Genomic DNA, 24,819 nt, shown 5'->3' with positions numbered 1-24,819 from the left:
ACCGGGTCGCGTAACTCCTTGTCTCGTTCTTAATCTCTGGCGCTGGCGGTGGAGACCGCCGGCTTGGTATCGCCCAGCGAGACCCAGACGTTGGGATCGCTCTGCGACTGGCGCTTGACGAAGCGGTAGCCGGTTTCCGTCCAGGCAACGACGTTCTCGTTCTGATTGTCGAGAACGAACTCGCCCTTGTCGGTCTTCACCGTCAGCACCGCGTGTCCTTCGCCCTTCTTGTCGCGCACGACGGTGATCAGCAGGGCCTGGCGCGGCCATCCGGCATCGATCAGCATCTTGCGCTTCAACAACACGTAGTCTTCGCAGTCGCCGTAACCGTCGGTCGGCAGCGACCATTTCTCGATCACGCCCCAGTGCTCCTGGTCGGTCAAAGGCTTGACGGTCTCGTTGACCCAGCGATTGACCTTGACGAGGTCACGCCATGCGGCCTGCGACATCACGATGTCGCGCGGCTGTGCCGGCGTGCCCTGGCACTGAGCGGTATTGTCCGCGCAGAACTCGACCCAGCCGATCGGCGCACGCGTGGTGTCACCGAGGCTCGCGTAGAGCAGACGGCCTTCGCCGGCCTGCGCTACCGCGCTGATCCCGAAGAGCATGGCAGCCAGCGCCAGCCCTTTCCCCTGTCCCTTGAAGTCCAACATTGCGGCCCCCGTTTCTTGTTGGGACCACATTTCGCACGGAGCTTTTGAGTTGCCGCTAAGTCAGTCAAGTCAAGTCGAGACGAATACAAGTAAAAGGCGCGGCGAATTCGATCTATACTTGAATCGAATTCTCATAAAATTTGAAACAACTGCAATTGATTCAAATTCTATCGATTAACGCGGAAACGCTGGCGGAACCGCCATTTCAACGTGCAAACGGGCCGCGCGTTAACCGGCGCGAGGCCCATGATCACGCGCGAAAAAGGCGGCGTCCGCATTGCGGAGGCCGCCTTCGGGGCTGGAAATACAGGGGTTTTGGCGTCCTTGCGCTTTACCGCGCGGTAACGCTCTCTTCGAGTGTCTCGATCGGCTGCGCGTGGACGAACTCCAGCGCGAACCCGTCTTCGAGGTTTCGGACCACGCGGCCCTGGACCCGGCCGAGCATGACCGTCGATTTCAGCGGCGGCCGGTTCTCCGCGGCAATGGCCGCACCGGACAGCGAGAGGTCGATGATGCGGCAGGTCATCTTGGTGCCGTCCTCGAGCGTCAGCACCGCGATCGGGTTGCGCGGCACGATACGGTCGTGGCGGCGGTCCTCCGGCAGATTGAGGATGTCGCGGTTGGCGAGCCAGGTCAGCTGCGCGGCGAGCTTGTCGCGCTTTCGGGGCGTCGCCCCGATCGTCATGGCGAAGCCGTTGTCGATGATGCGGGTGATCTTGCCCTCGACACGGCCGATATGGTCGAGATAGGCGACGACGCGGTCGCCGACATTGCCGATGCCGGGGGCGAGCAGCGCGAGGCCGCCCGGCGACATGTTGATCACCTGGCAGGGGAATTCGCGGCGGTCCGGCAGCATGTAGCGGCCGAGCAGGTGCACCTTCACCCGCTGGAAACGCCGACGCTCTTCGGCGGCAGGAAGAAATTTTTTGTTCGCCAACGCCATTTTCAACACCCGACCCCCCGCCCGGGCGGAGTCCGGGACGACCCTAAGGTGCATAGGGTTAATGCCGCGTTAGGATTGGGTGCGGCGGAAACGGACAGACACGATGCGTTCGAAAAGCCACACCGGGAGGGTGCTCAAGCCGGCCTCGTCGCCCGCCGCTGCAGCAGGAGCAGCAGCGCCAGCAGCACCGCGGCGGACAGCCCGAGCGACCAGTGAATGCCGATCGCCGCGCCAAACAGCCCGACCGTGATGCCGCTGAACGCCCGCATCCCGAGCCCCGCCATATTATAAAGACCGACGACGCGGCCGCGAATGTCGTGCGGGGCATTCACCTGCACCAGGGCCTGCGCCATGGTGTTGAACGACAGCTCGAAGAAGCCGGCGCAGAACAGCAGCACGATCGCAACCGGATAGATCCGCACCGTGGCGAAACCGAGCAGCGCCGCGCTCCAGAGCATCGCCAGCAGGATCGCGGTGCGCGGCGTGCCTTTCAATCGTCCCCAGGACTCCAGCGCGATAGCGGCGAGCACCGCGCCGGCCGCATCCGCCGCGAGCAGCACGCTGTAGGAGACGCCGGGATCGCCATGGCCGAGATCGCCGGCAAAGCCCGGCATCTGGGCGTGATAGGCGTTGCCGATCATGAAGGAGGTGAGGCCGGCGAGCCAGGTCATCGCCGTCAGGGTCGGCTGGGTGCCGATGGCGCGGATGGTCAACACGATGTCGGCAAGGCCGCGCACGGCAAAGCGCCGCACCGCCACGCTGCTGTCGCGCACCGGCGCCCAGAACAGCCAGAGCAGCATCGGCAGATAGAACAGCGTGTTGAAGATGATGCCGTGCGAGGTGCCCAGCGTCAGCATGATGATTCCGCCCACGGCAGGCCCGACCAGGATGCCGAGATAGCGCGCCATCGCGTTCAGCCGCACCGCGCTCGGCAGGTCGGCGGGGCCGACGAGGTCGTAGAGCAAGAGCTGGTTCGGCGTCTGCCAGAGCACGCCGGCGCAGCCATGGATCACCAGCAGCAGCATCGCGTGCCACATCTGGATCGTATCGGTGATGAAGAAGAAGCCCCATCCGCTCGATGCCACGATGAACAGCAGCATGCCGCACTGGATGATGCGGCGCGGATCGAACCGGTCGGCAAGCCCGCCGACCGCGACCGAGAACAGCAGGAACGGCAGCCAGTGCGACAGCACCGCAAAACCCGCCAGCGCCGGCGAATGGAATTTCTGGAACACCACCCAATAGCTGATCACATGCTCGATATTGTCAGCCATCATCGCCAGCACGTAAGAGCCGAACTGGAGCCGGTACGGCACCGACTTCATCGCCGCGAACGAGCCGGACGCAGCCACGGGATTTTGGGGAAGGGGGTTCAAGGGGGCACCTGGGAAGGACGCTTGCGGCCTTACACGGTCGAGGGTGAGGGCTCAAGACAATTGGATGTGTGGGCATCTGCCATGCACTGCCACCACGAACTCCATCGTCATCCTGAGGTGCTCACCTTGCGATGCGTCCGCATCGCAAGATGAGCCTCGAAGGATGGACCGCAACCCGTAGCCCATCCTTCGAGGCTCCCCGTGCGACGCTACGCGCCGCACGTTTCGCACCTCCAGCGACAACCGCTTCGCGGTTGCGCGGGGATGACGGTAGAGTGTGTGGCAGCTGCCGTAGCCCGTATGAGCGCAGCGATATCCGGGGCCGCTGATTCCGCATGTCGCTTCGCTCATGCGGGCTACGAATTCCTGCATCTTGGCACGCGCGTACATCTCACATAGCTTTGCCTCAGCCCGCACCCATCAATCATAACAGACGGGCATCGAGGAAACAGCCATGCAATCCATTCGCGTCTGCACCCATGCAGGGCCGGGCTCAGAGCCAGTCATCCGCACCGTGCCGTGGCCGAAGGTCGGCCGCAAGGCTGCGCTGATCAAGGTGGGCGCCTGCGGGGTCTGCGGCACCGATCTGCATATCCTCAAGGGACATTGGCCGAAGCCGCTGCCCTGGCCGTTCACGCTCGGCCACGAGCTTGGCGGAATCATCGTCGAGTGCGGCGAGGAGTTTACCGAGGACTTCATGAGCAAGCCGCTCAAGGTCGGCTCGAAAGTGATGATCCCGCCGCTGATGCCCTGCGGCCATTGCTATTACTGCATCCATTATCCGCAAACCGCCAACAAATGCCTGACGCCGGTCTATTACGGCCGCTATCTCGGCTTCGACAAGGCGCCGCACATGTGGGGCGGCTGGGCCGAATATGTCTATGTCGATCTCGAGATGCTGCCGGGCACCAAGATCTACAAACTGCCCGACGACATGTCGTTGCGTCTCGGCGCGCTGTCCGAGCCGCTGACCTCCTGCATCCGCGCCTTCAACCGCGCCAGCCGCGCCGGTGGTTTTTCCTGGGGCGACACCGTGGTGATCCAGGGATCGGGGCCGATCGGCATTCTCGCGGTCGCGGCCGCAAAGGAGATGGGGGCGGGGCGCGTCATCTGCGTCGGCGCGCCGGAGGAGCCGCGGCTCAAGCTGGCCCGCGAGTTCGGCGCGGAGGCGACCGTGAACATCGAGGAGATCAGATCGCCGCAGGAGCGCATCGCGCGTGTGCGCGAGATCGTCGGCGGCTTCGGCGCCGATCTGGTGATGGACTGCTCGGGGCACCCCACCGCCGGCCCCGAAGGCATCGAGATGCTGCGTGACGGCGGCACCTATGTCGAGATGGGCCAGTTCACCGATGCCGGCTCGATCGAGACCTCCTGGCACCGCATCTGCACCAAGGATCTCAACGTGCTGGGCTCCTGGGGCTTCACCGGCAACGATCTGCCGCTCGGCGTCGACATGCTCTATCGCACGGCGGGCAAATATCCCTGGCTGAAGATGCAGACGATCTATCCATTCACGGAGGAAGGCCTCGCGCAGGCGGTGAAGGACGCGATGGCGATGAAGACGGTGAAGTCGACCATCGTGCCGTGGCCGGAACTGGTGGACTAAACGATGCCATCGGTCCCGCACGATCTCGCGGCCTTCCTGGTCGAGGCCAAGCGGCGCACCTATGCCGGCCTCGACGACGACGCGACGGTGGCCGCGCCGCTGCTCGCAGGCTCCAGGCAGCTCGAGCATCGCGCGCCGCCTTATGCCTATCGCGATATCTATTTCGGCATGGGATTTTTCGTCGGGCAGGAGACGGTGTCGAAGGACGACCGCGTCATCTGGTCGATGAGCTACGGTGGTGGCGCCGGTGCGGAGATCAGGGATCGGGAGACTTTCCTCGCGATCTACAAATTCCTGCGTCACGCGCTGCTGGCTGTGAGCGTCGAGCAGCCATACCGCGGACCGCGCCGATTCGAACAAGCGGGGATGCTCTACCGCAACGAGGTCGAAGGCGCGCTCGATCGTTTCCACGGCGTCGAGACGATTGCGCGGCAAGATGGCATGCAGCTCTACGAGCTGCGCTATGGTGGCGGGCTGCTGCGATAGCCCTGCGAGCCTGTAGCCCGGATGGAGCGAAGCCCAATCCCGGGACACCGGCCCCGCATTCCGCTTTGCTTCATGCGGGCTACGAGCCGCAATTTGGAATAAGGGCCACGATGACAAACCAACAGACACCCGAACCAACCCGGCGCTCTCCCTTCAACGCCATCCGCGCGATCGACTACACCGTTATCTTCGTGCGCGACATGGCGGCGATGCGCCGCTTCTATGAGGATGTCCTTGCCTTTCCTCTGCTGCGCGAGCTGTCGCCGAACTGGATCGAGTACGGCTTGGGCGGCAACACGCTGGCGCTGGCGCGGCCGAGCCGAACCGCCGCCGATGCGCCGACGCCGCCGGGCAGTGCCTCGCTGCAACTGGCGTTCAAGGTCTCCGCGGCCGAGGTCGATGCATGCGCCAACGCACTCGTTCGGCAGGGCATTGCGCTGGTGTCGCCGCCGACCAACCAGTCGTTCGGGCATCGTACGTTGTTCTTCCGCGATCCCGACGGCAATCTCTTGGAGATCTATGCCGAGATCTAGGCTGTGTACTCATTAAGCAGCTGTGCTCCGCTCCGGGGTCTCGGCGTCAAAATGCGCGGTCGCAACCACAACCGGCCGCGGCGGTTCGGCTTTTTGCGCCACGGTATCCTTCCCGGCCAGCGCAGCGGCCATCAAGGCCAGCGAGGGGCGTCTCCCCCTGCTAATCGCTATCAGCTTGCGCGGGATTGCGCGCCGTGACGATCCACGTCGCGCCGTCGATCATCACCGACCGCTCGCCGGGGCAGTCCGCGAAGGCGGCACGAACCGCGGCCGATGCGCGGGCGCGGATGTCGTCGGGCTGATCAACAAGCGCGCGCGACAGCGGGCCGACCTCGAACGTCATCTTCACCGCGTCGTCGATCGCCGCGTCCCGCGTCGCGCCCTCGCCAAACGGGACGGAAGCATCGAAGGGCGCGATAGCGATATCGTTGAAGCCGGCCCCCGTCAGGATGCGCGCCACCCGCCCCCGGTCGCCGAACGAGAACGGGCCGGACGTTTCGGGATCGGGTGGCGCGGTCGCCGGGACGATGCCCTTAATCGCGCCCATCGGCAGGTGCATCCAATCGTTCTCGGCCGCGCCACGCCAGCAGACGAAAGCGACCCGCCCGCCCGGCTTGAGCGCGCGGCGCATATGGGCGAACGCGCCTGTTGGATCGTCGAAGAACATCACCCCGAAACGCGAGAACAGGATGTCGAACGCCCCCTCGGGCAGCTCGGCGCTACTGGCGTCGGCGACGCGGAACAGGGTTGGCGTATCCTGTGGCGCGAGCGCGCGCGCTCGGGCGATCAGCGGTTCGGATATGTCCACGCCCAGCACTTGGCCCCCGCGCCGACGCGGGCGGCCAGAGCCAGACTCGACGCGCCCGCGCCGCAGCCGACGTCCAGCACGCGCTCGCCCGTCGCGGGCGCGGCGGCTTCGATCGCGGCCTGGCCGAACACCTCCAGCCTAGCGTCGAGCCGGGCCTGGTGGACGACCCAGCGCTCCCCGCTTTGGCTCTTCCAGTTGGTGATCTGATCGGCATTGTGCTGTGCCATGACATATCCTTGTTCTGGTTCGTTCTTAACGAAGCTATCCGATGCCAAAGTCCATCGTCTCCAGCGAGCCCGCCTCCACTAGTGATAAGGCGCCGTGCGCTGATGGCGGCATCACACGAGTGATCCGCGTTAGCTCACGATTGGGCCAGCCGCAGCTTCATCCAAACCAGCACGAGCTTGGATAGCGAGGCTTCGTTCTGCAGCCTGCGAGTCGAAATATTCCTCAATCGAATAAACCTTGCCCCATCGCAACTTGAAGACGTGGACGCCCCTGTTCACATACGAGCTTTGGCCGTCAAGTAGCCTCGCGTTGGCCCGCCACTTGACGAACACTGTGGTATTCCATGGCCAACCCGTCACCTCGACCTGCTCAATATCTATATGAAGCTTCGGGAAAACACGGCCCATGCGCTCGAACCACTGCTTCACCGATTGCTTTCCATGTCGCTCACCCCCAACGCATGATTTCCGGCAACCCAGTGATACGCGTTTGGTGTTAGGCCCTTTGCAGCATCATCCCAACGCTGGTTGTTGACATGATCGAAGCTCCTGCGGATCTCTTTTTTGACAATTAGACTGTAGACCATTGATGCCACCTGTTGTTGGATAGCCGACGGCTCTGCAAGACGGATGGATACTTTCCAGATACTGAAAGCTGCTCCGGGTAACGACGGCGATCCGTTGGGAAAGCTGGCCGACGGGCGGCCCCGCAGGCGGCAGCGGCGGAATAGTCAGAGCCAGCGGCGAACCTCGGCCTTGTAGTGGCGGTAGTCGTCGCCGAACTTCGCTTCGAGATAGCGCTCCTCGCGGGCGATCACCTGCGTCTGGATCGCGATCAGCACCAACGGGAGCAAGGCGAAGGCGATCGGCCCGTCGAAGCCGATCGCAAGACCGGCATAGATAAGCGCCATTCCGAGATACATGGGATTGCGGGTCCACCGATAAGGGCCGGTCGTTGCGATCAGGGTCGTTGGCTGCGACGGCGGAACGTTGGTGCCCAACCGCCGGAACAGCCCCGCCGCCGCAAGCATCATCGCCGCGCCGGCAACGAACAGCAGCACGCCGGTCGCGACCAGCAACCGCCCGTCGATGCCGAATGAGCGCTGGGTGACGAACCGCTCCGCCGCCAGCCCCAACAGCAGCGCTCCCAGATAGACGAAGGGCGGAGGGAAGCGCACACCCGCGCTGTCCGGTTCGACCGCCATGCTCATCTCCAATCTGCGCTCTCAAACCACCATCGACTGCTGGGCGAAGATACCCGCCATCGCGCCCTGCGATGATGCCTGGGTGACCGAGGGCAAGAAGGGCGTGGTGAGGTCGCCGGCGGCGTAGATGCCAGGCGTGCTGGTTTGACGGCGTTCGTCGACCTTGAGGACGATGCCGGCGGGCGTAGCCACGGTGGCAAGGCCGAGTGCTTCATGCAGGCTTGCGGACGGCTTGTTGCGCGGATTGGCGAACAGGATGTCGACCGCGACATTGCGGCCGGTATCGAGATTGACGGTGGCGATATGGCCCTGGTGATGGGCGATCTCGACGATCCGGCCATCGACGAGAGGTATGTTGCGGCGCGCCAGATCGGCCTGGATATCGGGCGGAATGTCGTGACCATCGGCGAAGAGCGTCAACTTGTCAGTCCAATCGTGGAACAGCCTGACCTGATTGTGCGACTGCGGGCTGGACCAGACGAGGCCCCAATGCTGGCCGGCGACTTCAAAGCCATCGCAATAGGGGCATGGCACGATGGACGTGCCCCAGCTTTCGGCGTAGCCCGGAACATCAGGCATCTGGTCGGCGACGCCATAGCTCAGGATCAGACGACGCGCCGCAAGGCTTTCACCATCGCCAGTAAGGACAGAGAAATTGTCGATGGCGCCGGAGACGCTGTCGGCCCGGGCACTGACAAGCTTGATCGCGGGATAACGCGCCAACTGCCGCTGCGCCTCCGCCAGGATGTCCAGCGGCGGCTTGTGATCGTGGCCGAGCAGTCCATGCGAGTGGCCGGCGAAGCGGTTGCGTGGCAGACCGGTATCGAGAACGGTGACCTTGCGGCGGGCGCGGCCGAGCTGCAAGGCGCCGGCGAGACCGGCAAAGCTGCCGCCGATGATGATGACGTCATCCATGGTGATGGGCTCCGTGTTGTGGATGGAGGGAGACGAGTTGGGCTTGGCGGTGGCCTGAGCGCGGGCGAGGCCGATGGCGGAAAGCGCAGCCAACTTCAGCAGGGCTCGTCGTTGCATCGAAGGAGTCACCTTACCCCCTGGCTTGCACATTTCAGATACTTCATGGTATCGTAATTCAAGAATTAGGATACTGTCAAGTACTGGAATTGCCGTGACCGAAAACAGCCAGGGCCGGCGCGGCCGGCCCGCCAACGAGGCGCTTGGCCAAACCATCATCGACGCCGCGCGCGAGCTCTTTGTGGAGTTGGGTTTTCAAGCGACGACATTGGACAAGGTCGCCCAGCGAGCGAAGATATCCAAGCTCAGCATCTACAGGCACTTCGAGAACAAGGAGGCGCTGTTCGGCGCGGCCATGGCGGCCGGCTGCCATCAGTTGTTTGCACCACAGACCCTTCTTGAAGGCGTCGACGGTTCGGTCGAAGACCAGCTCGTGGCGGTGGGATCATCACTGCTTCGCACGCTGTTGAGATCAGACGTCCGCAGCCTCGAAGCCATGGTCATCGCCGACAAGACGAGTCAAAACGCGTTAAGCAAGCTCCATTTCGAATCCGGCCCCGCCCATGTCATCGCCGAAATCGAGGCCCTGTTGCGTCAGTTGCACGCGAAGGCGGTTCTGAACGTGCCCGATCCTCTCCGGTCCGCCCGCTTGTTCGCCGCGCTTTTCAAAGGATCCGATCTCCTGATGATTGCACGCTTCGATCAGGCGAAAGCAGAGGACCACAACGAAATCGAATCTTATTGCCGGTCGGCCGTCGCCATGTTCATCGCCGCGCATCGTGACAACGACCAAGTGGGCGGAGATTTGCCTGCCTTAAGGTCAAAAAACAAAATTTGAATCGTGCGTGACTAGCAAAATTCATGCGGTGGTCGGTAGCAATGGTCTGCCGGTACGGCTGGCGCTGAGCCCCGGTGAGGCGCACGACGTTCGACTAGCCGGAAAACTGCTGTCTCGTCTGAAATCCGGGGCAATGTTACTCGCCGACTGGATCAGAGAACTTGCGATGAAGAAGGGCGCGTGGGCCAACATCCCGCCAAAGAGCAATCGCAGCGATCCGATCTGCTTCAGCCCGTATCTTGCTTTCGTTCAGCTCGCCTCGATCAGGCTATGGCTTCGCGTTAATGAGTCCACGTCCTAGTCCAGTCACGGTGTCCGTCGCCTGAAAAGTTCCACCGGAAATCGCCGAGTTATTCGCGCCGAGGTGAAACTTAGGTCCAGGTTGCGGCTTTCAGTTGCCAGGAGAGCGATCGTGAAGCGAATCCTGAAACCCGTCACTTACGTGCTGGCTGCCATTTACTTCGTGTTGGATGCGGTCTTCATGGCCGTGGCGCGGCCAATAGCGCGCTGGATCGGACGGCATTTCGAATTCAGGCGATTGCGCGCCTGGATCAGGGGGCTACCGCCTTATCCGTCGCTCGCATTGTTCTCGGTGCCCGTCATCATTCTGGAGCCGGTCAAGCCCGTGGCGGCCTATCTCGCCGCGACCGGTCAGTTTGTCAGCAGCGTTGTGACCTTCATTGTCGGCGAGTTGCTCAAGCTGGTGTTGGTCGAGCGCCTGTTTCATCTCACGCGCGACAAGCTGATGCGAATTCCAGCGTTTGCCTGGGCTTACGGAAAATACGCCGCGGCAAAGGCGTGGCTGCAGGCGACCGAGGCCTGGCGGGCCATCCGAGCGCTGGCCCGCGCAATCAAGGACAATGCTGCACGCGCAAGAGCCAGGCTGGCCGGCCGCTTCAGCCGGCTGGCGGCCTCCAGGGATTAGGCCGCGCGCGCTGCCCTCTACGCAAGCTTGCGCGCCGCGGCGGTCGCCTTGTCGCCGGTGTTCGGGGTGCCGGTCGGCTCGATCAGCATCAGGTGGACCTCCTCGCGCGCCACCGGACGATGTTCGACGCCTTTGGGCACGACATAGAGCTCGCCCGGACCGAGCGTCACCGTGCGATCCCGCAATTCGATGTCCAGATTGCCCTTCAGGACCAGAAAGAAGTCGTCGGTGTCGTCATGCTTGTGCCAGGTGAACTCGCCCTTCACCTTCACCACCATCACGTCGCAATCGTTGAACGTCGTGATCGTGCGCGGGGACCAGAGGTCCTCAAAGGTCGCGAGCTTGTCGGCGAGCGATATGCTGTCAGGCATGTTTCCCCCATTGTTCTCGTGTGAGAAACGATTTGGTATCGGATGGCCGGTGCGGCAAGACCGTATCCATTGACCGATCGAGGTGGCGGTAAAAATCCTCCGCAACCTCTAAGCGCGGTTCTCTGCGCGAAGCCATGCATCATAGGCATGGTGATTTTCGGGCACTTGGCGTAAAGAGCGCCCAGATCAAATCAGCGTGCGGCCGGGCCGTTTGCCGCGCATGCAGCTCAGGCCCCTCGGCTCACCGTTTGCGCGCCTGAATTAACCAAGGTTCTCCATCCCGTGTCTTTTCCGGCCCTGACCCCGCCGCTCGCCCGCGCTTTGGCCGAGCGGAACTACGATTCGCCAACCCCCGTTCAGCTCGCCGTGCTCGCGGACGAAGCCGCCGGCCGCGACCTGCTGGTTTCGGCCCAGACTGGCTCCGGCAAGACCCTCGCTTATGGCCTCGCCATGGCCAAGGATCTGCTTGGCGATGCCGAGCGGTTCGAGCGGGCGGCGGCTCCGCTCGCCTTGATCGTGGCGCCGACCCGCGAGCTCGCGATGCAGGTTCAGCGCGAACTCGCCTGGATCTACCAGCATGCGGAGACGCGCGTCGTCTCCTGCGTCGGCGGCATGGATCCGCGCCGCGAGCAGCGCGAGCTCGCCGCGGGCGCTCACATCGTCGTCGGCACGCCCGGCCGGTTGTGCGATCATTTGCGCCGCGGCCGTCTCGACATCTCGGAATTGAAAGCGGTCGTCCTCGACGAGGCCGACGAGATGCTCAATCTCGGCTTTCGCGAGGACATGGAGTTCATCCTCGAGACCACGCCGGAGACGCGCCGCACCCTGCTGTTCTCGGCGACCTTTCCGCGCGGCATCGTCGCGCTCGCCAAGCAATATCAGCAGCAGGCGTTCCGGATCGAAGTCGCCGGCGACGAAGGCGGTCATGCCGATATCGAGTACCGCGCCATCCGGATCGCGCCCGCCGATGCCGAGCATGCGGTCGTCAACGTGCTGCGCTTCTACGAGGCGCCGAGCGCGCTGGTGTTTTGCAGCACGCGCGATCACGTCAGGCATTTGCAGGCGGCGCTCCTGGAGCGCGGCTTCTCCGTCGTCGCCCTGTCGGGAGAATTGACGCAGAACGAGCGGACCCTGGCGCTGCAGTCGCTGCGCGACGGACGGGCCCGCGTCTGCGTCGCCACCGACGTTGCCGCCCGCGGCATTGACCTGCCGAGCCTCGACCTCGTCATTCACGCCGACCTGCCCAACGACGCCGAGGTGATGCAGCACCGCTCGGGCCGAACCGGGCGCGCCGGACGCAAGGGGACAAGCGTCCTGCTGGTGCCGCCCGCCCGCCGGCGTCGCGCGGAGCTGCTGCTCAATCTCGCAGGTGTCGACGCCGACTGGGGCACGGCGCCGCAGGCGGACGAAATCCGCAAGCTCGACCACGAGCGCATGAAGGACGTGTTGTTCACCGAGGAGACGACCGCGGACGATCTGGTGCTGGCCCAGGCGCTGCTGGCCGAGCGGTCGGCCGAGGATATCGCAGCCGCCCTGGCGCGGCTCTATCGCGCGCGGCTGCCGTCGCCCGAAGACATCCTCGATCCCGGCGAGCGCAGTGGCCGGCCGCGCGACGATCGCGGTCGCGATAGATTCCAGGATAGGGGCGACGGCGGCGACGATCGCGCCGGAAGACCTCGATCGAAATCGGGAAAAGTATCGTCGAAGCACGGCATGTCGGAGACGAGCGTCTGGTTCCGCGCCGCGATCGGACGACGCAAGAATGCGGAGGCGCGCTGGCTGCTGCCGATGATCTGCCGCCGCGGCGGCATCGACAAGCGCGACATCGGCGCCATCAAGATCATGGACACCACGACCGAGTTCGAGATCTCCGAGCGGGTCGCGGAATCCTTCGCGGCCAAGGTCAAGCGTCCGGACAAGGAGGACAGCATCCGCATCGAACGGCTGGGGGAGGGCTCGCAGCAGCAGGCGCCTGCGGAGGAGCGGTCACACACGCGCGAGAGCCGCGACAGCGATCATCGTGAACGTCGCGACGATCGTCCGCGCGACAAGAGTGAATTCAAGCCACGCGGCAAGCCTCAAGGCGAGCGCGGGCCGAAATTCGGCGATGCTCCGTCTTTCGGCAAGAAGAAGCACAAGAACAAGCCGGGTCACGCAGAGCCGTCGGTCACGGCGTGGCCCGCGAAGGGCGCGCCTGGAAAGAAGCCGAAGAAGAAAAAGCATCGCGGCTGAACCGGCGCCGTTCAGCGCAGACGACAATGATGCCGCCGGGTTGCACCGGCGGCATCATCTGAAAAGTCAGGTGTGAGTTCAGCGGCCGCCGCCACCACCACCACCGCCTCCGCCGCCACCACCACCTCCGCCGCCGCCGGCATCGCGCATCGACGAGCTGTAGCGCGGATCAGTCTGCTTCATGTAGGTCGGCGAGGTATCGTTGGCGAGGCGCGCGACGGGGCGGCGTGCGCGGCCCGGGGTCGTCGACTCCGCAACGATGCCACAGCTTTCGAAGAAGCCGAACTGGCAACCATCGATTCGGTGTGGCGCCGCGTTGGCGCTGGCCGCGGCGAACGCGCTCGCTGCAACACATGTCATCAAAGCAATCTTCGACAAAGTGAGTTTCATGGATCTTCTCCAGCCTCGGTTCGGCGAGACCGGAACGGCTCGCACATCCCTTCGACGGAGCGCCACCTGACCCGGTTCGAGGGCGCGGCTTCACGCCCGCGTGAGCCGGCTGGCCGGTGAGGGACATTACGCCGCGGTAAGGTCGCGCAGCATATACGTCGCGCCTTCGCCATAGGATGCCAGCTTTGCGCGCAGTGCCGCGTCCGCCGTGACGGGCCGAAAGCCGAGACGTTGCCACAGCGGCCGCGTGGCATAGACCGAGACCAGCGCGAGCGTGGCGATGCCTGCCGCGCGCGCCAGCTGCTCGATCTCGGCGACGTAGGGGCGCACGACGCCGCCGCGAAAATCGGGCAGCACCGCGACGTCATGGATGTAGAGGCAATCCGCATCGTCAGGCAGTCGTGCGAGCAAGCCGTCGAGCGGCGGGATCCGGTGCTGCTTCCAGGGATGCGAAAGTCCGTAGCCGGCGGTCTCGTCGCCCGTGATCAGCACGCGGCATCCGTCGGGATAGAGCCGCATCTTCTCCGCGAGCACCTCGGGGCTCTCAGGAAGAGCAGGATGAATCCGCGCCGCGATCGCGCTGATCGCGGGCAGGTCGGATGCGTGCGCGGGACGCCAATGCGGCTTGCTCATGTCTTTCCGTCGTTCCGTCTCGGTTGATCCAGTTTATTCCGCCGCGTCGGCGCGCGCAGTGAAAAAAATCTTTGCCGCCATCTCAGGAATACGACGCCGCGTGCGGCGTCCTACCCATGCAAGCCAATTGCATGACAGGAGATATCATGACGTCCTCGATCCGCCTCGCGCTCTCGCTGGCACTCTCGCTCGCGATCGTTCCCGCCGCCTTCGCCGCACCCCCGACCAAGACCGGCAAGACCGACAAGGGCAACGTGCTCACCGATGGCAAGGGCATGACGCTCTACACCTTCGACAAGGACGCGGACGGCAAGTCCGCCTGCAACGGTCCATGCGCGACGAACTGGCCGGTGCTGAAGGCCGAGGCCAGCGATGCAGCGGGCGACGGCTACACCATCATCACGCGCGACGACGGCTCGAAACAGTGGGCCTACAAGGGCAAGCCGCTCTACACCTTCGCCAAGGACCAGAAGCCCGGCGACGTCACCGGCGACGGCTTCTTGAACGGCGCCTGGCATCTGGCGATGCCGTAACCGCGCATCGTGCGTCGGCTGTTGCTAGCGACAGCCGGCGCACTGACGTGCGGTCATCTCGGATATTCGAGCTGCATCGCGACGAAGTCGGCCGTGCGTGACCCGTAGCGCGCATCGATGGCATGCAGCGTCCGGTCCAGCGCTCGCGCCGGCGGCAAGTCGACGGTATCAGGCGGCATCTGCTCTGCCGGCCAGCCGGCCGCGACGTTGTCCGGCAGGATGCGAAGACCGCCACGGCTCGTCTGCGGCTCTGCCGTGGCCGCGAAGGTGAGGGCGCGCGAGCGATAGGTGCGCGACCACGCATCCGCGACAAGCGCAAGCGACACCTCGTCGATGTCTGGCGTCAGCGCGAGTCCGAGTTGCTCGCGGTTCCAGAATGCGAGCGTGTTGGCGATCGCCGTCAGCGCGAACGGGCGTGTGAACTGGAACGCCGCGCTGCGATGGCGCGCATTCCACTCCGCAAGACCGATGTCGCGGGCGACCGCCTCGGCCCTGGCGCGGCCGGCGATGGCCTCGACCAGGGTCAGGGCCATCGGCATGGACGCGGTGATGCCGGTCGTCGTCGCAACGCCGCGATCGACCACCAGCCTGCGGTCCGCGACGTAGCGGATCGCGGAATGCTTCTGCAGATCGCGCACCGAATACCAGTGCGTGGTGGCCTGCCGGCCGTCGAGGAGTCCCGTGTTGGCAACGACCTTGGCGCCGACGCAGACGCCGATGATGATCGCGCCCTTGCCGGCCTGGCTTTTGATCCATTGCAACGCCACGGCATCGTCTTCGCGGCTCATCGCGGGCACGATCACGTAATCGGCGCCGTCGGGATGCGCCGCGTCGAACTCGGCGATGGTCGCATGCGGCTGCACTTTCAGCGCGGGATCGAGCGTGACGGGTCCGGGCTGCGTCGCCAATGTGAGGACGTCGGCGACATCGGCGCGCGCGAGGATGCCGTACGGCATCAGATAGTCGGTCGTCTCGCTCATGTCGTTGATGCCGACGATGGCAATCAGCGGGCGTTTGCGCTTCGGCGGCTTCAGCGCCGCAAGCGTCGCTTCGGTCTCGTCCTTGGATATCGCAGGGGCGGCTCCCTGAGCCGGCGCGCCTGGCAGCAGGAACAGCCAGCTTCCGCCGATCGCCGCCAGCAGCGCCACGCAGCCGAGGCCGCTCAACGCCAGAACGCGCCATGTCATGATGATGTCACCCGAACCTCGTTGCTTCACGCGAGACGGAAGCTAACCCTTGGCGACGACATCAGGAATGACGCAGATCCGGCAAAAACGGCCATCCGCATGCGCGTGATTTGTCGGGCGGCGGAGACTATCTCAGCCCTTCATACACCATCAGCCCGCGTGCGATCTGCAGTTTGCGGATCGCGCGCGGCAGCAGCTTCTCCGGCTGGTGCAGATAGCGCCAGGAGGTGAGGGTGAAGGCTGAGAGCGCGCCGCATTCGTCGTCGAACGGCGCGAGCACGCCGGTTACGCTCACGGGCGTGTGCGGGCGGGCGTTGAAGGGCAGCAACAACAGCTCGAGATAGGCCTTGCTGCCATCCTCGCGCGCGGCCGTGACGCCGGCGATCGCACCTAACGCCTCGTCGGCGACGATGGTGGTGATCTCCTCGATCTCGCTGCGGCTCGCGGCCGTGAACAGCGCTGCAAAGCTCTGGTCCTTGAGATCGCATCCCGCGAGAGCACAGACGCGTGTGCCGGCGACGCGGAAGGGAAAGCCGAGATTGGGCTCGCAGGAGAGGACAAAAATGTCGCCGAGCAGGCCGCGGACCGCGGCCGGATCGATGTCGGCCCTGTCGGGAGCCCGTGCGGCGCCGCGCTTCTTGTCCCAATACGCGAAGAACGCGCGGCTCGACGGATGTTTCATGTCTGAACGCTTATCCCGGGGTGCAACCTCGAAGGGACAAAGCTGTCCCGCTTCAGTGCACCCGCGATCCCTTGTGATGTTGTGCAGGAGGGGATTTGCAGCGTCCATGCCGGGAGGGCGTTTTCGCCCTCGTTAAGGCGGTCTTTGCGTTGTTAACGTTAAATTAACTATGGCCTTTGCCCCTCGCGCGGCGCTGCTATGGTGATCGCAGTCGCAAGCCTCGCCGCTTTCATCCAGGTTCTCGGCGGGGCCTGTACACAGGGCGTCAAACAGTTTGGTCACGGGCCGCGGGGAGGGGTGGGGATACACCTTCATTCCTCCGGCACCGGAAGGCCGACACGGACACGCAGGGCTTCCCAGGGCCCTGCCTTTTCCTTTTGTGCACTTGCGCAAGGCCGGCAAAGGCGACTATCTCCAAACGGATCGTTCCGATCGCGCCTGAAAGCGAAGCTGCCTTGGATTCCCCGCACGATTCTCCGCCGCAGGATTCTCAGCCCGGCCTGCCGGCCGCCCATGAGGAGGCTCCGCGCGAGCCGGTCCTGACGCTGCCTTTGGCGCTGACCGCCTATATCGTCCTGCTGGCGGTGATCCATCTGCGGGTGCTGCTGCCGCCGGAGCTCGAGAACTGGACCATCGACGTCTTCGGCTTCATCCCCAAGCGCTACGATTCCTCGCTGCTGAACTTGCAGATCCCGGGCGGCGCCGGCGCCAAGGTCTGGACCTTCGTCACCTATTCGCTGCTGCACGCCAATCTGACCCACCTCGGCTTCAACGTGCTCTGGCTGTTGCCGTTCGGCAGCGCGCTGGCGCGGCGCTTCGGCGCGGTCAGGTTCTTCCTGTTTCTGGCGGTGACGGCGGCGGCCGGCGCGCTCGCCCATCTCGTCACCCATGAGCATGCGGTGGCGCCGATGATCGGCGCCTCGGCCTCGGTGTCGGGCGCGATGGCAGCCGCGATCCGCTTCGCGTTCGTCCGCGGCAGCTTCCTGTCGTTCAACCGGTCGGACGCCGATACCGCAGCAAAGGTTCCGGCGCTGCCGCTGTCGCGCGCGCTGCGCGACGGACGGGTGGTCGGCTTCCTCGCCGTGTGGTTCGGCGTCAACATCATCTTCGGCGTCGGTGCGATCGGCATCGATTCCGAAACCACGAGCGTGGCCTGGCAGGCGCATATCGGCGGCTTCTTCGCCGGCCTGCTGCTGTTTGCGCTGTTCGATCCCGTGCCGCGCGTGCGAAACGATGCTGCGGATGCGTCATCACAGGACGTTTCAGACCGTATTTGAAGCGGCGCTTGCGGTGCGGCCCGAATTCATCCATCATTTGCCGGAAGAATGTTCCGAAGCTGCAAGCCGCTAGCGGCGATGCTTCGCAAAGCGCCTGAGCCTGCAACCGGCGCTGAAACTGTTAGTTGAAGACTCGAAGAACAAGTCCGGGCCGCCAAAGGCGGAACGGGTCCGATTCAGGGAGGCAACAATGACGGTACGTTCCATTCTCAACACCAAGGGCCACCAGATCGTGAGCGTCGAGCCCGACGCGAAGCTGGCTGCTGCGGTCAAGTTGCTCGGTGAGAAGAAGATCGGCGCGGTGCTGGTGATGAACCAGAGCCGGCTCGAGGGCATCCTGTCGGAGCGCGACATCGTGCGCGTGATCGGCGAGCGCGGCGCCGGCGCGCTGGAGGAGCCGGTCGCTCAGGTCATGACCCGCAAGGTCGTGACCTGCAAGGAGACCGACACGGTCGCCGAGCTCATGGAGATGATGACGTCGGGCAAGTTCCGCCATCTGCCGGTGACCGACAACGGCAAGGTGGTCGGCCTGATCTCGATCGGCGACATCGTCAAGCGCCGGGTCCAGGAATACGAGTCCGAGCAGGAAGCCCTGCGCGACTACATCAAGACGGCCTAATCAGGTCTGCTCGCCGGCTTTCGGCGCGGTGCCTTCCGGCGCCGGCGCCAGCACATGGATTGCCTCCTGGATCGACTCCAGCGCGCGCTCCGCGGCGCGGGTGCCATGAGCGATCAGGTCCTCGGAGCGGTGGAAGTCGAACCAGCCGAACTGGCCGACCCGCGGCGTGATCAACAGATCCGGCGGATCGCCGGCAAGGCGGGCGCGGGTGATGCGATCCTGCATGATGTTGAAGGCATCCACCATCACCGAGGAGATGCCGGGCCGGCCATTACCTCCAAAGAACTCGCGCTTCATCGTCCTCTCGGGCGAGAACAGGCGCGGGAAGCGCCGCTTGGCCGTCGGCTCCTCCGCCTCCGGAGCGACCGGGGCGGGCAGTGCGCCGTGCGAATAGATCGTCGTGGAATGGGTGAAGATGTCGCTGGAAAGATTTGCGGCGATGACGATTTCGGCGCCGAGCGCGCGGGCGGCCGAGACCGGCACCGGGTTCACCAGCGCGCCGTCGACCAGCCAGCGGTCGCCGATCAGGACGGGCGAGAAGATGCCGGGCAGGGCGTAGGACGCACGCATCGCATCGACGACGCGGCCGCGCGTCAGCCAGATCTCGTGGCCGGTGCGGACCTCGGTCGCGACGCTTGCGAACTTGATGGGCAGGTCCTCGATCAGGGTCTGTCCGACCGCATTCACGAGGCGGGTCGCCAGCTTCTCGCCGCCGAGCAGGCCGGAGCCGTTGAGGCGGATGTCGAGATAGCCGAGGATGTTGCGCATCCCTTGCAGGCTGCGCCCCCACTCTTCGAACGTCTCGAGCCGGCCGGCCGCATGCAGGCCACCGACCACGGCGCCGATGGAGGTGCCGACCACGACGTCGGGCACGATGCCGTTGGCAATCAGGGTCCTGAGGATTCCGATATGGGCAAAGCCGCGCGCCGCGCCGCCACCGAGGGCGAGGCCGATGACCGGCCGGCGGGTGGGGCCAAGGCCAATCTTCTCACCGTTCGAGCCGTTCGCGCCACGCCCCTTCAAGATGTCTAGCACCGAAACTCTCCTACGCCGGGGCCTGCACCGTCAGACTAGGCACCGCCTTTGCGCTTCGCCATATCAGGCGCGAAGCATGGTTTATGCCGCTTTGGAAAGGGCACGGGGCAGGAGTATGGCGAGGGACGGTTGCCTCTGGTGTAATCACGCAGGCGTCAACCAGGTTCCACCGATCTGCACGGGCCCGTATTTCCAGGGGTATCAGAGGCTTGAATTTGCCGCGTTTTCGGTGAAAAGCAGGGGGCATGACACGCGGGGGTGACGGCATCATCGGATGGCGGCGCAGCGGCAGGCTGCTGCCGGCGCTGATCCTTGGCGCGTGCCTCGTTACCTCAGGCCAAAACGCTGCGCAGGCGCAGCTTTTCTCCGATCGTCCGCCGCCGGTCCCACCGGCTTCGGTGCCCGAGCCCGGCGGCGCCGTCAGCCTGGCGCCGCCCTCCGGGCCGGGCGCCGGCCCGCCGAGCCTGCCGCCGACCCTGATGCAGCCGGCAACCCCGAGCATGCCGCCGCCCGCGGTCACGACCGTGCCGCCGGCCGCCCCGCTCAATGCGGCCGTGCCCGGACAGGGCGTGCTGTCGCTGACCGCGAAATACGGCAAGGATTCTCCGGCGATCACCAGCGGCCTGGTGTGGCGCGTGTTTGCCGACCGTCCCGACGAGAACGGCACCTTCAAGCTGATCCGCGAGGACCGCAGCGCCACGCCCAACATCGTGCTGCCGCCGGGCAATTACGTCGTGCACGTCGCCTTCGGCCTCGTCAGCGCGGTGCGCACCGTCAGCCTGAAGGCCGAGACCGACCGCGAGTCCTTCGTGCTGCCGGCCGGGGGCCTGCGGATCGAAGGCCGGGTCGGCACCAGCCGCATTCCCCAGAACCAGATCTCGTTCGCGATCTACAAGGGCAGCCAGTTCGAATCCGGCGAGCGCGCATCGCTGGTGCCGAACGTCGCCGCCGGCGACGTCGTGCTGCTGCCGGAGGGCACCTACTACATCATCTCCAACTATGGCGATGCCAATTCGGTGGTGCGCTCCGACATCCGCGTCCAGGCCAGCAAGCTCACCGACGTCACCATCACCCACCGTGCTGCCGTGATCACCCTCAAGCTGGTCAGCGACAGGGGCGGCGAGGCGCTCGCCAACACCGCCTGGTCGGTGCTGACCCCGGGCGGCGACGTCATCAAGGAATCGATCGGCGCCTTCCCGCGCGTCGTGCTCTCCGAAGGCGAATACCGCGCCATCGCCAAGAACGAGGGCAAGGTCTACGAGCGCGGATTCAACGTCGTCAACGGCGTCGACGGCGAGGTCGAAGTCGTCGCGCGCTAAGACCATCGCGCGCTAAGGTCCTGGCGGCGGTGCCGCCTGCAACCTGACACCGACCTGACGTTCGCACGGAAATTCTCATCGAGCGCACCAGCGTGCATCTCCTGTTACCGTCGCATCCGTCGTGGGGACTGGTGAGCAAATGCTCATCCCCATCAACCCCTGTGTTCTGCTTTGAATACTGCAAGCGCCGCCGGATTGCCTCCTGGGGCCAAGGCGAACACCGCTGGCGAAAGCTTATTCCCGCACCCCCGCCGTCTTCATCCCAGCGGTGCAAGAGACGAATTTCCGATCATCAATTTTATTCTCTTTCCACTCGGCTGGGTTATATGTCGGGCATCCGTTTAATGGGGGAGGCCGGAGCAGGGGCTTGGATGCCTTTGCGAGACCGGCAAGGAGCAGGGGACCAAGCTCGTCGGCATGTTCGAAGTGATCCTCACCAGGCGCAAGCGGTTTGGCTGGCGATGGCAGGTGTGCGACCAGTCCGGCAAGATCTTTGCCGATGGTTTCGAGCGCACCCGGCCGTCCGCCAAATATCATGGCGAGCGCGCGTTGTTCTTCCTGTTGTCGCAGGCCTACTTGCGCAACCGCTCCGCCGCGTCCAGCGAGGACTAGCGGCGCGCACAGCTCCGTAGCCCGGATGGAGCGCAGCGTAATCCGGGGCCTTCGTGCTCTTAGCGAGAATCCCGGATTGCGCTGCCCTCATCCGGGCCACAAGCTCCACCTCAGACATCGACGACCAACTTGCCCTTGGCGGCGTGATCCCTGATCAGCGCATAGGCCTCGTCGACGCTCTCCAGCGTAAAACGCCTGGCGTCGAGCAGCGGCACGAGCTTGCCGGTCTCGGCGAGGCGCGTGGCTTGCGCCATGATCTCTCCATGATGCGCGCGGCCTTCGCCCGACAGCAACGGCAGCAGCGTGAACACACCTGAATAGGTGGCCGCCCGGAATGACAGCGGCGCAAGCGCATGCGTGCCCCAGCCGAGCGCGCTCACCACATGGCCGAAGCGGCGCACTGCTTCGAAGGAAGCGTCGAGCACCTTGCCGCCTACGGTGTCGTAGACGATGTCGAAGCCGCGGCCGCCGGTATGCTGCGTCACGTAGGTTTCGACCGAGCTGCCGCGGTCGATGAAGACGGCGCCGAAACCTTCGATGGTGGCGCGCTGCGACGGCGAGCCGGTTGCGAACACATCCGCTCCGACGGCGCGCGCGATCTGGATCGCGACATGACCGACGCCGCCCGCACCGCCATGAATCAATACCTTCTGGCCCGCCTTCAACGCCGCCCGGTCGATCAGGCCTTCCCAGGCCGTGATGACGATCAGCGGCAGGGCGGCAGCTTCCCGCATGCTGAGATTGACAGGCTTCGGCGCGAGGAGATCGGCATCGACCGCGGCGAATTCGGCCAGTGATCCCTGTACGCCGCCGACTCCACCGGTCATGCCGTAGACCTCGTCGCCCGGCTTGAACCGCGTCACCTCGCGCCCGGCCAGTTCGACCACGCCGGCGAGATCGATCCCTGGAATCGCCGGCAGCGGATGGCGCGCATGCGCCGCGGCGCCCGCCTGGATCTTGGTGTCGAGCGGATTGACCCCGCTCGCCCGCACCCGCACCAGCACGTCGTGCGGGCCGATCTCGGGCGTGGAGATGGTTGAGACGCGCAAGGGAGCGTTGTGGGTCTCCAGGACGCCGGCGCGCATCGTCGATTGTCTCGTCATGATCGTCTTGCTCCGTGATCGGCTCAATATGCCCATGAAATTTTGCATGAGAAGGAACAAGGCTGTACGCTCGTCATACATTTTTGTATGGCGGGAATCCTGATGGACTGGAGCGATTTGCGCATCTTCCTGGCAATTGCGCGCGAAGGCACGCTCGGCGCTGCCGCACGAAAAATCGGCCAGACCCAGCCGACGATGGGCCGGCGGCTTCGCGCGCTCGAGACATCGTTGGGCCAGACCCTGTTCCAACGCACGGCGGATGGCCTGGTGCTGACCGACGAGGGCGCCGCCGTGCTCCGCCATGCCGAGCGGATCGAGGACGAGGCGCTCGCACTGGAGCGTCATGTATCCGGCGCGGAGACGCAGCTCGACGGCCTGTTGCGCCTGTCGTCGTCGGACTGGTTCGGGACGGTGATGCTGTCGCCGGTGATCGCCGCGTTCGGCAAGCGTCACCCCAAGGTGACGGTGGAGCTCCTGACCGATGCGCGGCTCTACAGCCTGCCGCGGCGTGAAGCCGATCTCGTCTTCCGCATCAAGCCGTTCAGCGAGCCCGAGGTGATCTCCAGAAAGCTGCTGCACATTCCCTACGCGCTCTACGGCAAGAAGGGCAGCAAGCCGCCGCGCGCCGGCGACGGCAGCGCTGTCCGCGTCGTGACGATGAATGCCGAGTTCGCCGACATGCCGGACGCCGTCTGGCTGAAGCGCACGCTGCCGAATGCAGCAATCGCCTCGCGCAGCAACAACAGGCAGGTGCAGGCCGAGCTTTGCGCCAGCGGTGACGGCTTTGCCGTGCTGCCGCGTCCGCTCGGCGACCGCGACCGCCGTCTGGTCGCGCTCGACGTCGGAACGGCGCCGCCCGGCCGCGACACCTATGTCGGTTATCACCGCGATCTCAGGCGCCTCGCCCGTCTGCGCGCGCTGCTCGATATCGTGATCGAGAGGCTGGCGGGGTGAGGCTTCGTAGCCCGGATGGAGCGAGAGCGTAATCCGGGGCGCTCGTGCCTCGTAGCAAGACTCCCCGGATTACGCTGCGCTCCATCCGGGCTACAAGATCTTGCGCTGCACGGCGGGCAAAACACGCGAGCCCTGGGTCAACGCAGGGCGACAAAAATATTCCACTTTACCGAAATTCGGAAATCACGTATGTGTCGCCTCAACCCGGCCCAAGGAAGAGGGGCGTATCGCGATCGTCACGAACGCGGGCCGGGCGGCGGTGGACGCAGGTGACATCGGCGCGAACAGCTTCGCAGGGCGGGTAACCGTGAGCGAAGACCTCGCGCACACGACCGGTGTGATCGGCGTACGGCAAAATCGTGTGGTCCTGACGCCCGGGGTCTGTGCGTCAAGTGTTGCGGTGATGGGTGTCGTCCAACCGGACGCATCCGTCAGCCAGCCGCAAGGCGACGGGGGCAATAGTGCAACGCTCCCCGGGGAGAGCACGACATAAGCCGTAAGCCCACTGCGCAGGGAAGGCCGGATGTCCTGGCTACACCTGTATGCCGCTGTGCAACTTCTTGTCACGCAGGTTTCGCACAGTGGACCGCGGGTGCCAGCGGGCGCCCGGCCTTCCCTGCGCCCTCTTTCAATTATGAGGGTGAAGAGATCAAGCAAAGCTCGGGCGAGATGCGCCGCGAGGATGTGAAGGTGTGTCTCCACGTCGAGAGCGAATACGGAATGCTGCCGCAAGCTCTATCCATCACCGTCACCCTGAGGTGCGCGCGCTGCGGCGCGACAGCGACGCAGAGCAAGCCTCGAAGGGCGACGGCCCGGCTGCATCAGCTCGGCCGTTCATCCTTCGAGGCTCGGCATGCGATGCGTTCGCATCGCACGCCTCGCACCTCAGGATGACGGATTAAATATGGCCACTGCGGAAGGATTCTGGATTGCTTCGGCCTTCGCCAAGGCTTCGGCGGACAAGTCGCTGCGCTCGCAGTGACGATGTTGACGCAGTGGTGCGCCAAGCTCCGCTCTCGTGCCCCGGACGCTGCGCAGCGCCTCTTCGGCGGTGCGCTGCAGAGCCGGGGCCCATGTATCAGCACGTGCTGCGGCTTCCTGGGTCCCGGCTCTGCGCAGCAGCGTAAGAACGCTGCGGCGCGTTCCGGGGATACGAGAGCTTCGCATCACCGTCATAGTCTCTAACGCCCACTAACCAACACCTGACTTAAAACTGTCATAATCGCCGAATGGAACCCGCGCCTGCGGCCTTTTTACATGTCGTTAAGCGCAGCTGCATTGGATGCGCCGGGAAAGTGCG

General features: G+C 64.8%; 25 protein-coding genes and 2 pseudogenes. 13 read left to right on the top strand and 14 right to left on the bottom strand.

Annotated elements, in window-relative coordinates; translation table 11 throughout:
- Positions 1 to 29 precede the first annotated feature (29 nt).
- The 3 genes from GGD65_RS06575 to GGD65_RS06565 form a co-directional block, all read right to left on the bottom strand.
- The gene (locus GGD65_RS06575) at positions 30 to 653 is read right to left on the bottom strand and encodes a transglutaminase-like cysteine peptidase (RefSeq protein ID WP_183234697.1); all 624 of its coding nucleotides are present in this window, start codon (positions 651 to 653) and stop codon (positions 30 to 32) included.
- Positions 654 to 984: 331 nt separating this feature from the next.
- Complete coding sequence (locus GGD65_RS06570) at positions 985 to 1,596, bottom strand: PilZ domain-containing protein (RefSeq protein WP_026202686.1); 612 nt, start codon at positions 1,594 to 1,596, stop codon at positions 985 to 987.
- A 134-nt stretch (positions 1,597 to 1,730) separates the two neighbouring features.
- Complete coding sequence (locus GGD65_RS06565) at positions 1,731 to 2,921, bottom strand: MFS transporter (protein ID WP_183234963.1); 1,191 nt, start codon at positions 2,919 to 2,921, stop codon at positions 1,731 to 1,733.
- Positions 2,922 to 3,426: 505 nt separating this feature from the next.
- Between GGD65_RS06565 and GGD65_RS06560 the strand changes: the two genes are divergently transcribed.
- The 3 genes from GGD65_RS06560 (at position 3,427) to GGD65_RS06550 (ending at position 5,597) form a co-directional block, all read left to right on the top strand.
- Entirely contained in the window at positions 3,427 to 4,578 is a 1,152-nt protein-coding gene (locus GGD65_RS06560) for a zinc-binding dehydrogenase (protein ID WP_183234696.1), read from the top strand.
- A 3-nt stretch (positions 4,579 to 4,581) separates the two neighbouring features.
- A complete protein-coding gene (locus GGD65_RS06555) occupies positions 4,582 to 5,064 on the top strand; it encodes a DUF5680 domain-containing protein (protein WP_183234695.1) in 483 nt (160 codons plus the stop codon).
- Between the two features lie 110 nt (positions 5,065 to 5,174).
- Positions 5,175 to 5,597, top strand: coding sequence for a VOC family protein (locus GGD65_RS06550; protein WP_183234694.1), 423 nt, complete (start codon positions 5,175 to 5,177; stop codon positions 5,595 to 5,597).
- A 160-nt stretch (positions 5,598 to 5,757) separates the two neighbouring features.
- On the opposite strand, the pseudogene GGD65_RS06545 reads toward GGD65_RS06550, so the two are convergent.
- From GGD65_RS06545 to GGD65_RS06530, 4 genes and pseudogenes are all read right to left on the bottom strand, one after another.
- Positions 5,758 to 6,632, bottom strand: a pseudogene (locus tag GGD65_RS06545) (class I SAM-dependent methyltransferase).
- Between the two features lie 129 nt (positions 6,633 to 6,761).
- The gene (locus GGD65_RS40090) at positions 6,762 to 7,061 is read right to left on the bottom strand and encodes a nuclear transport factor 2 family protein (RefSeq protein ID WP_312017686.1); all 300 of its coding nucleotides are present in this window, start codon (positions 7,059 to 7,061) and stop codon (positions 6,762 to 6,764) included.
- Between the two features lie 302 nt (positions 7,062 to 7,363).
- Positions 7,364 to 7,837, bottom strand: a complete 474-nt coding sequence (locus GGD65_RS06535; RefSeq protein WP_026202687.1) for an isoprenylcysteine carboxylmethyltransferase family protein — start codon at positions 7,835 to 7,837, stop codon at positions 7,364 to 7,366.
- 21 nt (positions 7,838 to 7,858) lie between these two features.
- Positions 7,859 to 8,752 carry an NAD(P)/FAD-dependent oxidoreductase gene (locus GGD65_RS06530; RefSeq protein ID WP_183234962.1) on the bottom strand — a complete coding sequence of 298 codons (894 nt, stop codon included), beginning with the start codon at positions 8,750 to 8,752 and terminating at the stop codon, positions 7,859 to 7,861.
- A 211-nt stretch (positions 8,753 to 8,963) separates the two neighbouring features.
- On the opposite strand from GGD65_RS06530, the gene GGD65_RS06525 reads away from it, so the two are divergent.
- The 3 genes and pseudogenes from GGD65_RS06525 to GGD65_RS06515 all read left to right on the top strand — a co-directional run bounded on the left by GGD65_RS06525 (position 8,964) and on the right by GGD65_RS06515 (position 10,572).
- Entirely contained in the window at positions 8,964 to 9,647 is a 684-nt protein-coding gene (locus GGD65_RS06525; protein ID WP_183234693.1) for a TetR/AcrR family transcriptional regulator, read from the top strand.
- Between the two features lie 7 nt (positions 9,648 to 9,654).
- A pseudogene (locus GGD65_RS06520) lies at positions 9,655 to 9,948 on the top strand (IS5/IS1182 family transposase); the annotation flags it as partial.
- 111 nt (positions 9,949 to 10,059) lie between these two features.
- Positions 10,060 to 10,572 (top strand): hypothetical protein, encoded by a 513-nt coding sequence (locus GGD65_RS06515; protein WP_183234692.1) that lies wholly within the window; start codon positions 10,060 to 10,062, stop codon positions 10,570 to 10,572.
- 17 nt (positions 10,573 to 10,589) lie between these two features.
- On the opposite strand, the gene GGD65_RS06510 is transcribed toward GGD65_RS06515, so the two are convergent.
- Positions 10,590 to 10,943, bottom strand: a complete 354-nt coding sequence (locus GGD65_RS06510) for a cupin domain-containing protein (RefSeq protein WP_179734326.1) — start codon at positions 10,941 to 10,943, stop codon at positions 10,590 to 10,592.
- 282 nt (positions 10,944 to 11,225) lie between these two features.
- Here GGD65_RS06510 and GGD65_RS06505 point away from each other — a divergent pair, with 282 nt between their 5' ends.
- A complete protein-coding gene (locus GGD65_RS06505; RefSeq protein ID WP_183234691.1) occupies positions 11,226 to 13,175 on the top strand; it encodes a DEAD/DEAH box helicase in 1,950 nt (649 codons plus the stop codon).
- A 78-nt stretch (positions 13,176 to 13,253) separates the two neighbouring features.
- Here GGD65_RS06505 and GGD65_RS06500 read toward each other — a convergent pair whose 3' ends face one another.
- Positions 13,254 to 13,565, bottom strand: coding sequence for a hypothetical protein (locus tag GGD65_RS06500; protein WP_183234690.1), 312 nt, complete (start codon positions 13,563 to 13,565; stop codon positions 13,254 to 13,256).
- A gap of 126 nt (positions 13,566 to 13,691) precedes the next feature.
- Positions 13,692 to 14,198 carry a GNAT family N-acetyltransferase gene (locus GGD65_RS06495; protein ID WP_183234689.1) on the bottom strand — a complete coding sequence of 169 codons (507 nt, stop codon included), beginning with the start codon at positions 14,196 to 14,198 and terminating at the stop codon, positions 13,692 to 13,694.
- A gap of 146 nt (positions 14,199 to 14,344) precedes the next feature.
- Between GGD65_RS06495 and GGD65_RS06490 the strand changes: the two genes are divergently transcribed.
- Positions 14,345 to 14,731, top strand: coding sequence for a hypothetical protein (locus GGD65_RS06490; protein ID WP_177237232.1), 387 nt, complete (start codon positions 14,345 to 14,347; stop codon positions 14,729 to 14,731).
- A gap of 53 nt (positions 14,732 to 14,784) precedes the next feature.
- On the opposite strand, the gene GGD65_RS06485 is transcribed toward GGD65_RS06490, so the two are convergent.
- Both GGD65_RS06485 and GGD65_RS06480 read right to left on the bottom strand, forming a co-directional pair.
- Positions 14,785 to 15,918, bottom strand: coding sequence for a DJ-1/PfpI family protein (locus tag GGD65_RS06485; protein WP_183234688.1), 1,134 nt, complete (start codon positions 15,916 to 15,918; stop codon positions 14,785 to 14,787).
- 127 nt (positions 15,919 to 16,045) lie between these two features.
- Positions 16,046 to 16,600: a PAS domain-containing protein gene (locus GGD65_RS06480; protein WP_092259275.1), complete on the bottom strand. Its 555-nt coding sequence runs from the start codon at positions 16,598 to 16,600 to the stop codon at positions 16,046 to 16,048.
- A 455-nt stretch (positions 16,601 to 17,055) separates the two neighbouring features.
- Here GGD65_RS06480 and GGD65_RS06475 point away from each other — a divergent pair, with 455 nt between their 5' ends.
- Both GGD65_RS06475 and GGD65_RS06470 read left to right on the top strand, forming a co-directional pair.
- Entirely contained in the window at positions 17,056 to 17,877 is an 822-nt protein-coding gene (locus tag GGD65_RS06475; RefSeq protein ID WP_179734334.1) for a rhomboid family intramembrane serine protease, read from the top strand.
- A 190-nt stretch (positions 17,878 to 18,067) separates the two neighbouring features.
- A complete protein-coding gene (locus GGD65_RS06470) occupies positions 18,068 to 18,496 on the top strand; it encodes a CBS domain-containing protein (RefSeq protein WP_179734336.1) in 429 nt (142 codons plus the stop codon).
- On the opposite strand, the gene GGD65_RS06465 is transcribed toward GGD65_RS06470, so the two are convergent.
- Complete coding sequence (locus GGD65_RS06465; protein WP_018322143.1) at positions 18,497 to 19,531, bottom strand: patatin-like phospholipase family protein; 1,035 nt, start codon at positions 19,529 to 19,531, stop codon at positions 18,497 to 18,499.
- A gap of 245 nt (positions 19,532 to 19,776) precedes the next feature.
- On the opposite strand from GGD65_RS06465, the gene GGD65_RS06460 reads away from it, so the two are divergent.
- Together GGD65_RS06460 and GGD65_RS06455 are read left to right on the top strand one after the other, a co-directional pair.
- Positions 19,777 to 20,850, top strand: a complete 1,074-nt coding sequence (locus GGD65_RS06460; protein ID WP_018322144.1) for a hypothetical protein — start codon at positions 19,777 to 19,779, stop codon at positions 20,848 to 20,850.
- 417 nt (positions 20,851 to 21,267) lie between these two features.
- The gene (locus tag GGD65_RS06455) at positions 21,268 to 21,462 is read left to right on the top strand and encodes a hypothetical protein (RefSeq protein ID WP_018322145.1); all 195 of its coding nucleotides are present in this window, start codon (positions 21,268 to 21,270) and stop codon (positions 21,460 to 21,462) included.
- Positions 21,463 to 21,572: 110 nt separating this feature from the next.
- Here GGD65_RS06455 and GGD65_RS06450 read toward each other — a convergent pair whose 3' ends face one another.
- Entirely contained in the window at positions 21,573 to 22,565 is a 993-nt protein-coding gene (locus GGD65_RS06450) for a zinc-dependent alcohol dehydrogenase family protein (RefSeq protein WP_183234687.1), read from the bottom strand.
- A 102-nt stretch (positions 22,566 to 22,667) separates the two neighbouring features.
- On the opposite strand from GGD65_RS06450, the gene GGD65_RS06445 reads away from it, so the two are divergent.
- Positions 22,668 to 23,519: a LysR family transcriptional regulator gene (locus GGD65_RS06445; protein WP_183234686.1), complete on the top strand. Its 852-nt coding sequence runs from the start codon at positions 22,668 to 22,670 to the stop codon at positions 23,517 to 23,519.
- The last annotated feature ends 1,300 nt before the right edge of the window (positions 23,520 to 24,819 follow it).

This window comes from Bradyrhizobium sp. CIR18, from assembly GCF_014198295.1.
Classification (GTDB): Bacteria; Pseudomonadota; Alphaproteobacteria; order Rhizobiales; family Xanthobacteraceae; genus Bradyrhizobium.
This window is presented reverse-complemented; position numbering and strand designations above follow the sequence as displayed.

What these genes read in the sequence shown, in the direction of transcription:
- GGD65_RS06500 (WP_183234690.1), bottom strand. Translation starts at nt 13,565, where the DNA reads ATGAAACTCACTTTGTCGAAGATTGCTTTGATGACATGTGTTGCAGCG.
- GGD65_RS06510 (WP_179734326.1), bottom strand. Translation starts at nt 10,943, where the DNA reads ATGCCTGACAGCATATCGCTCGCCGACAAGCTCGCGACCTTTGAGGAC.
- GGD65_RS06460 (WP_018322144.1), top strand. Translation starts at nt 19,777, where the DNA reads ATGACACGCGGGGGTGACGGCATCATCGGATGGCGGCGCAGCGGCAGG.
- GGD65_RS06455 (WP_018322145.1), top strand. Translation starts at nt 21,268, where the DNA reads ATGTTCGAAGTGATCCTCACCAGGCGCAAGCGGTTTGGCTGGCGATGG.
- GGD65_RS06530 (WP_183234962.1), bottom strand. Translation starts at nt 8,752, where the DNA reads ATGGATGACGTCATCATCATCGGCGGCAGCTTTGCCGGTCTCGCCGGC.
- GGD65_RS06495 (WP_183234689.1), bottom strand. Translation starts at nt 14,198, where the DNA reads ATGAGCAAGCCGCATTGGCGTCCCGCGCACGCATCCGACCTGCCCGCG.
- GGD65_RS06490 (WP_177237232.1), top strand. Translation starts at nt 14,345, where the DNA reads ATGACGTCCTCGATCCGCCTCGCGCTCTCGCTGGCACTCTCGCTCGCG.
- GGD65_RS06470 (WP_179734336.1), top strand. Translation starts at nt 18,068, where the DNA reads ATGACGGTACGTTCCATTCTCAACACCAAGGGCCACCAGATCGTGAGC.
- GGD65_RS06450 (WP_183234687.1), bottom strand. Translation starts at nt 22,565, where the DNA reads ATGACGAGACAATCGACGATGCGCGCCGGCGTCCTGGAGACCCACAAC.
- GGD65_RS06565 (WP_183234963.1), bottom strand. Translation starts at nt 2,921, where the DNA reads ATGAAGTCGGTGCCGTACCGGCTCCAGTTCGGCTCTTACGTGCTGGCG.
- GGD65_RS06485 (WP_183234688.1), bottom strand. Translation starts at nt 15,918, where the DNA reads ATGACATGGCGCGTTCTGGCGTTGAGCGGCCTCGGCTGCGTGGCGCTG.
- GGD65_RS06480 (WP_092259275.1), bottom strand. Translation starts at nt 16,600, where the DNA reads ATGAAACATCCGTCGAGCCGCGCGTTCTTCGCGTATTGGGACAAGAAG.
- GGD65_RS06535 (WP_026202687.1), bottom strand. Translation starts at nt 7,837, where the DNA reads ATGGCGGTCGAACCGGACAGCGCGGGTGTGCGCTTCCCTCCGCCCTTC.
- GGD65_RS06575 (WP_183234697.1), bottom strand. Translation starts at nt 653, where the DNA reads ATGTTGGACTTCAAGGGACAGGGGAAAGGGCTGGCGCTGGCTGCCATG.
- GGD65_RS06550 (WP_183234694.1), top strand. Translation starts at nt 5,175, where the DNA reads ATGACAAACCAACAGACACCCGAACCAACCCGGCGCTCTCCCTTCAAC.
- GGD65_RS06445 (WP_183234686.1), top strand. Translation starts at nt 22,668, where the DNA reads ATGGACTGGAGCGATTTGCGCATCTTCCTGGCAATTGCGCGCGAAGGC.
- GGD65_RS06560 (WP_183234696.1), top strand. Translation starts at nt 3,427, where the DNA reads ATGCAATCCATTCGCGTCTGCACCCATGCAGGGCCGGGCTCAGAGCCA.
- GGD65_RS06570 (WP_026202686.1), bottom strand. Translation starts at nt 1,596, where the DNA reads ATGGCGTTGGCGAACAAAAAATTTCTTCCTGCCGCCGAAGAGCGTCGG.
- GGD65_RS06555 (WP_183234695.1), top strand. Translation starts at nt 4,582, where the DNA reads ATGCCATCGGTCCCGCACGATCTCGCGGCCTTCCTGGTCGAGGCCAAG.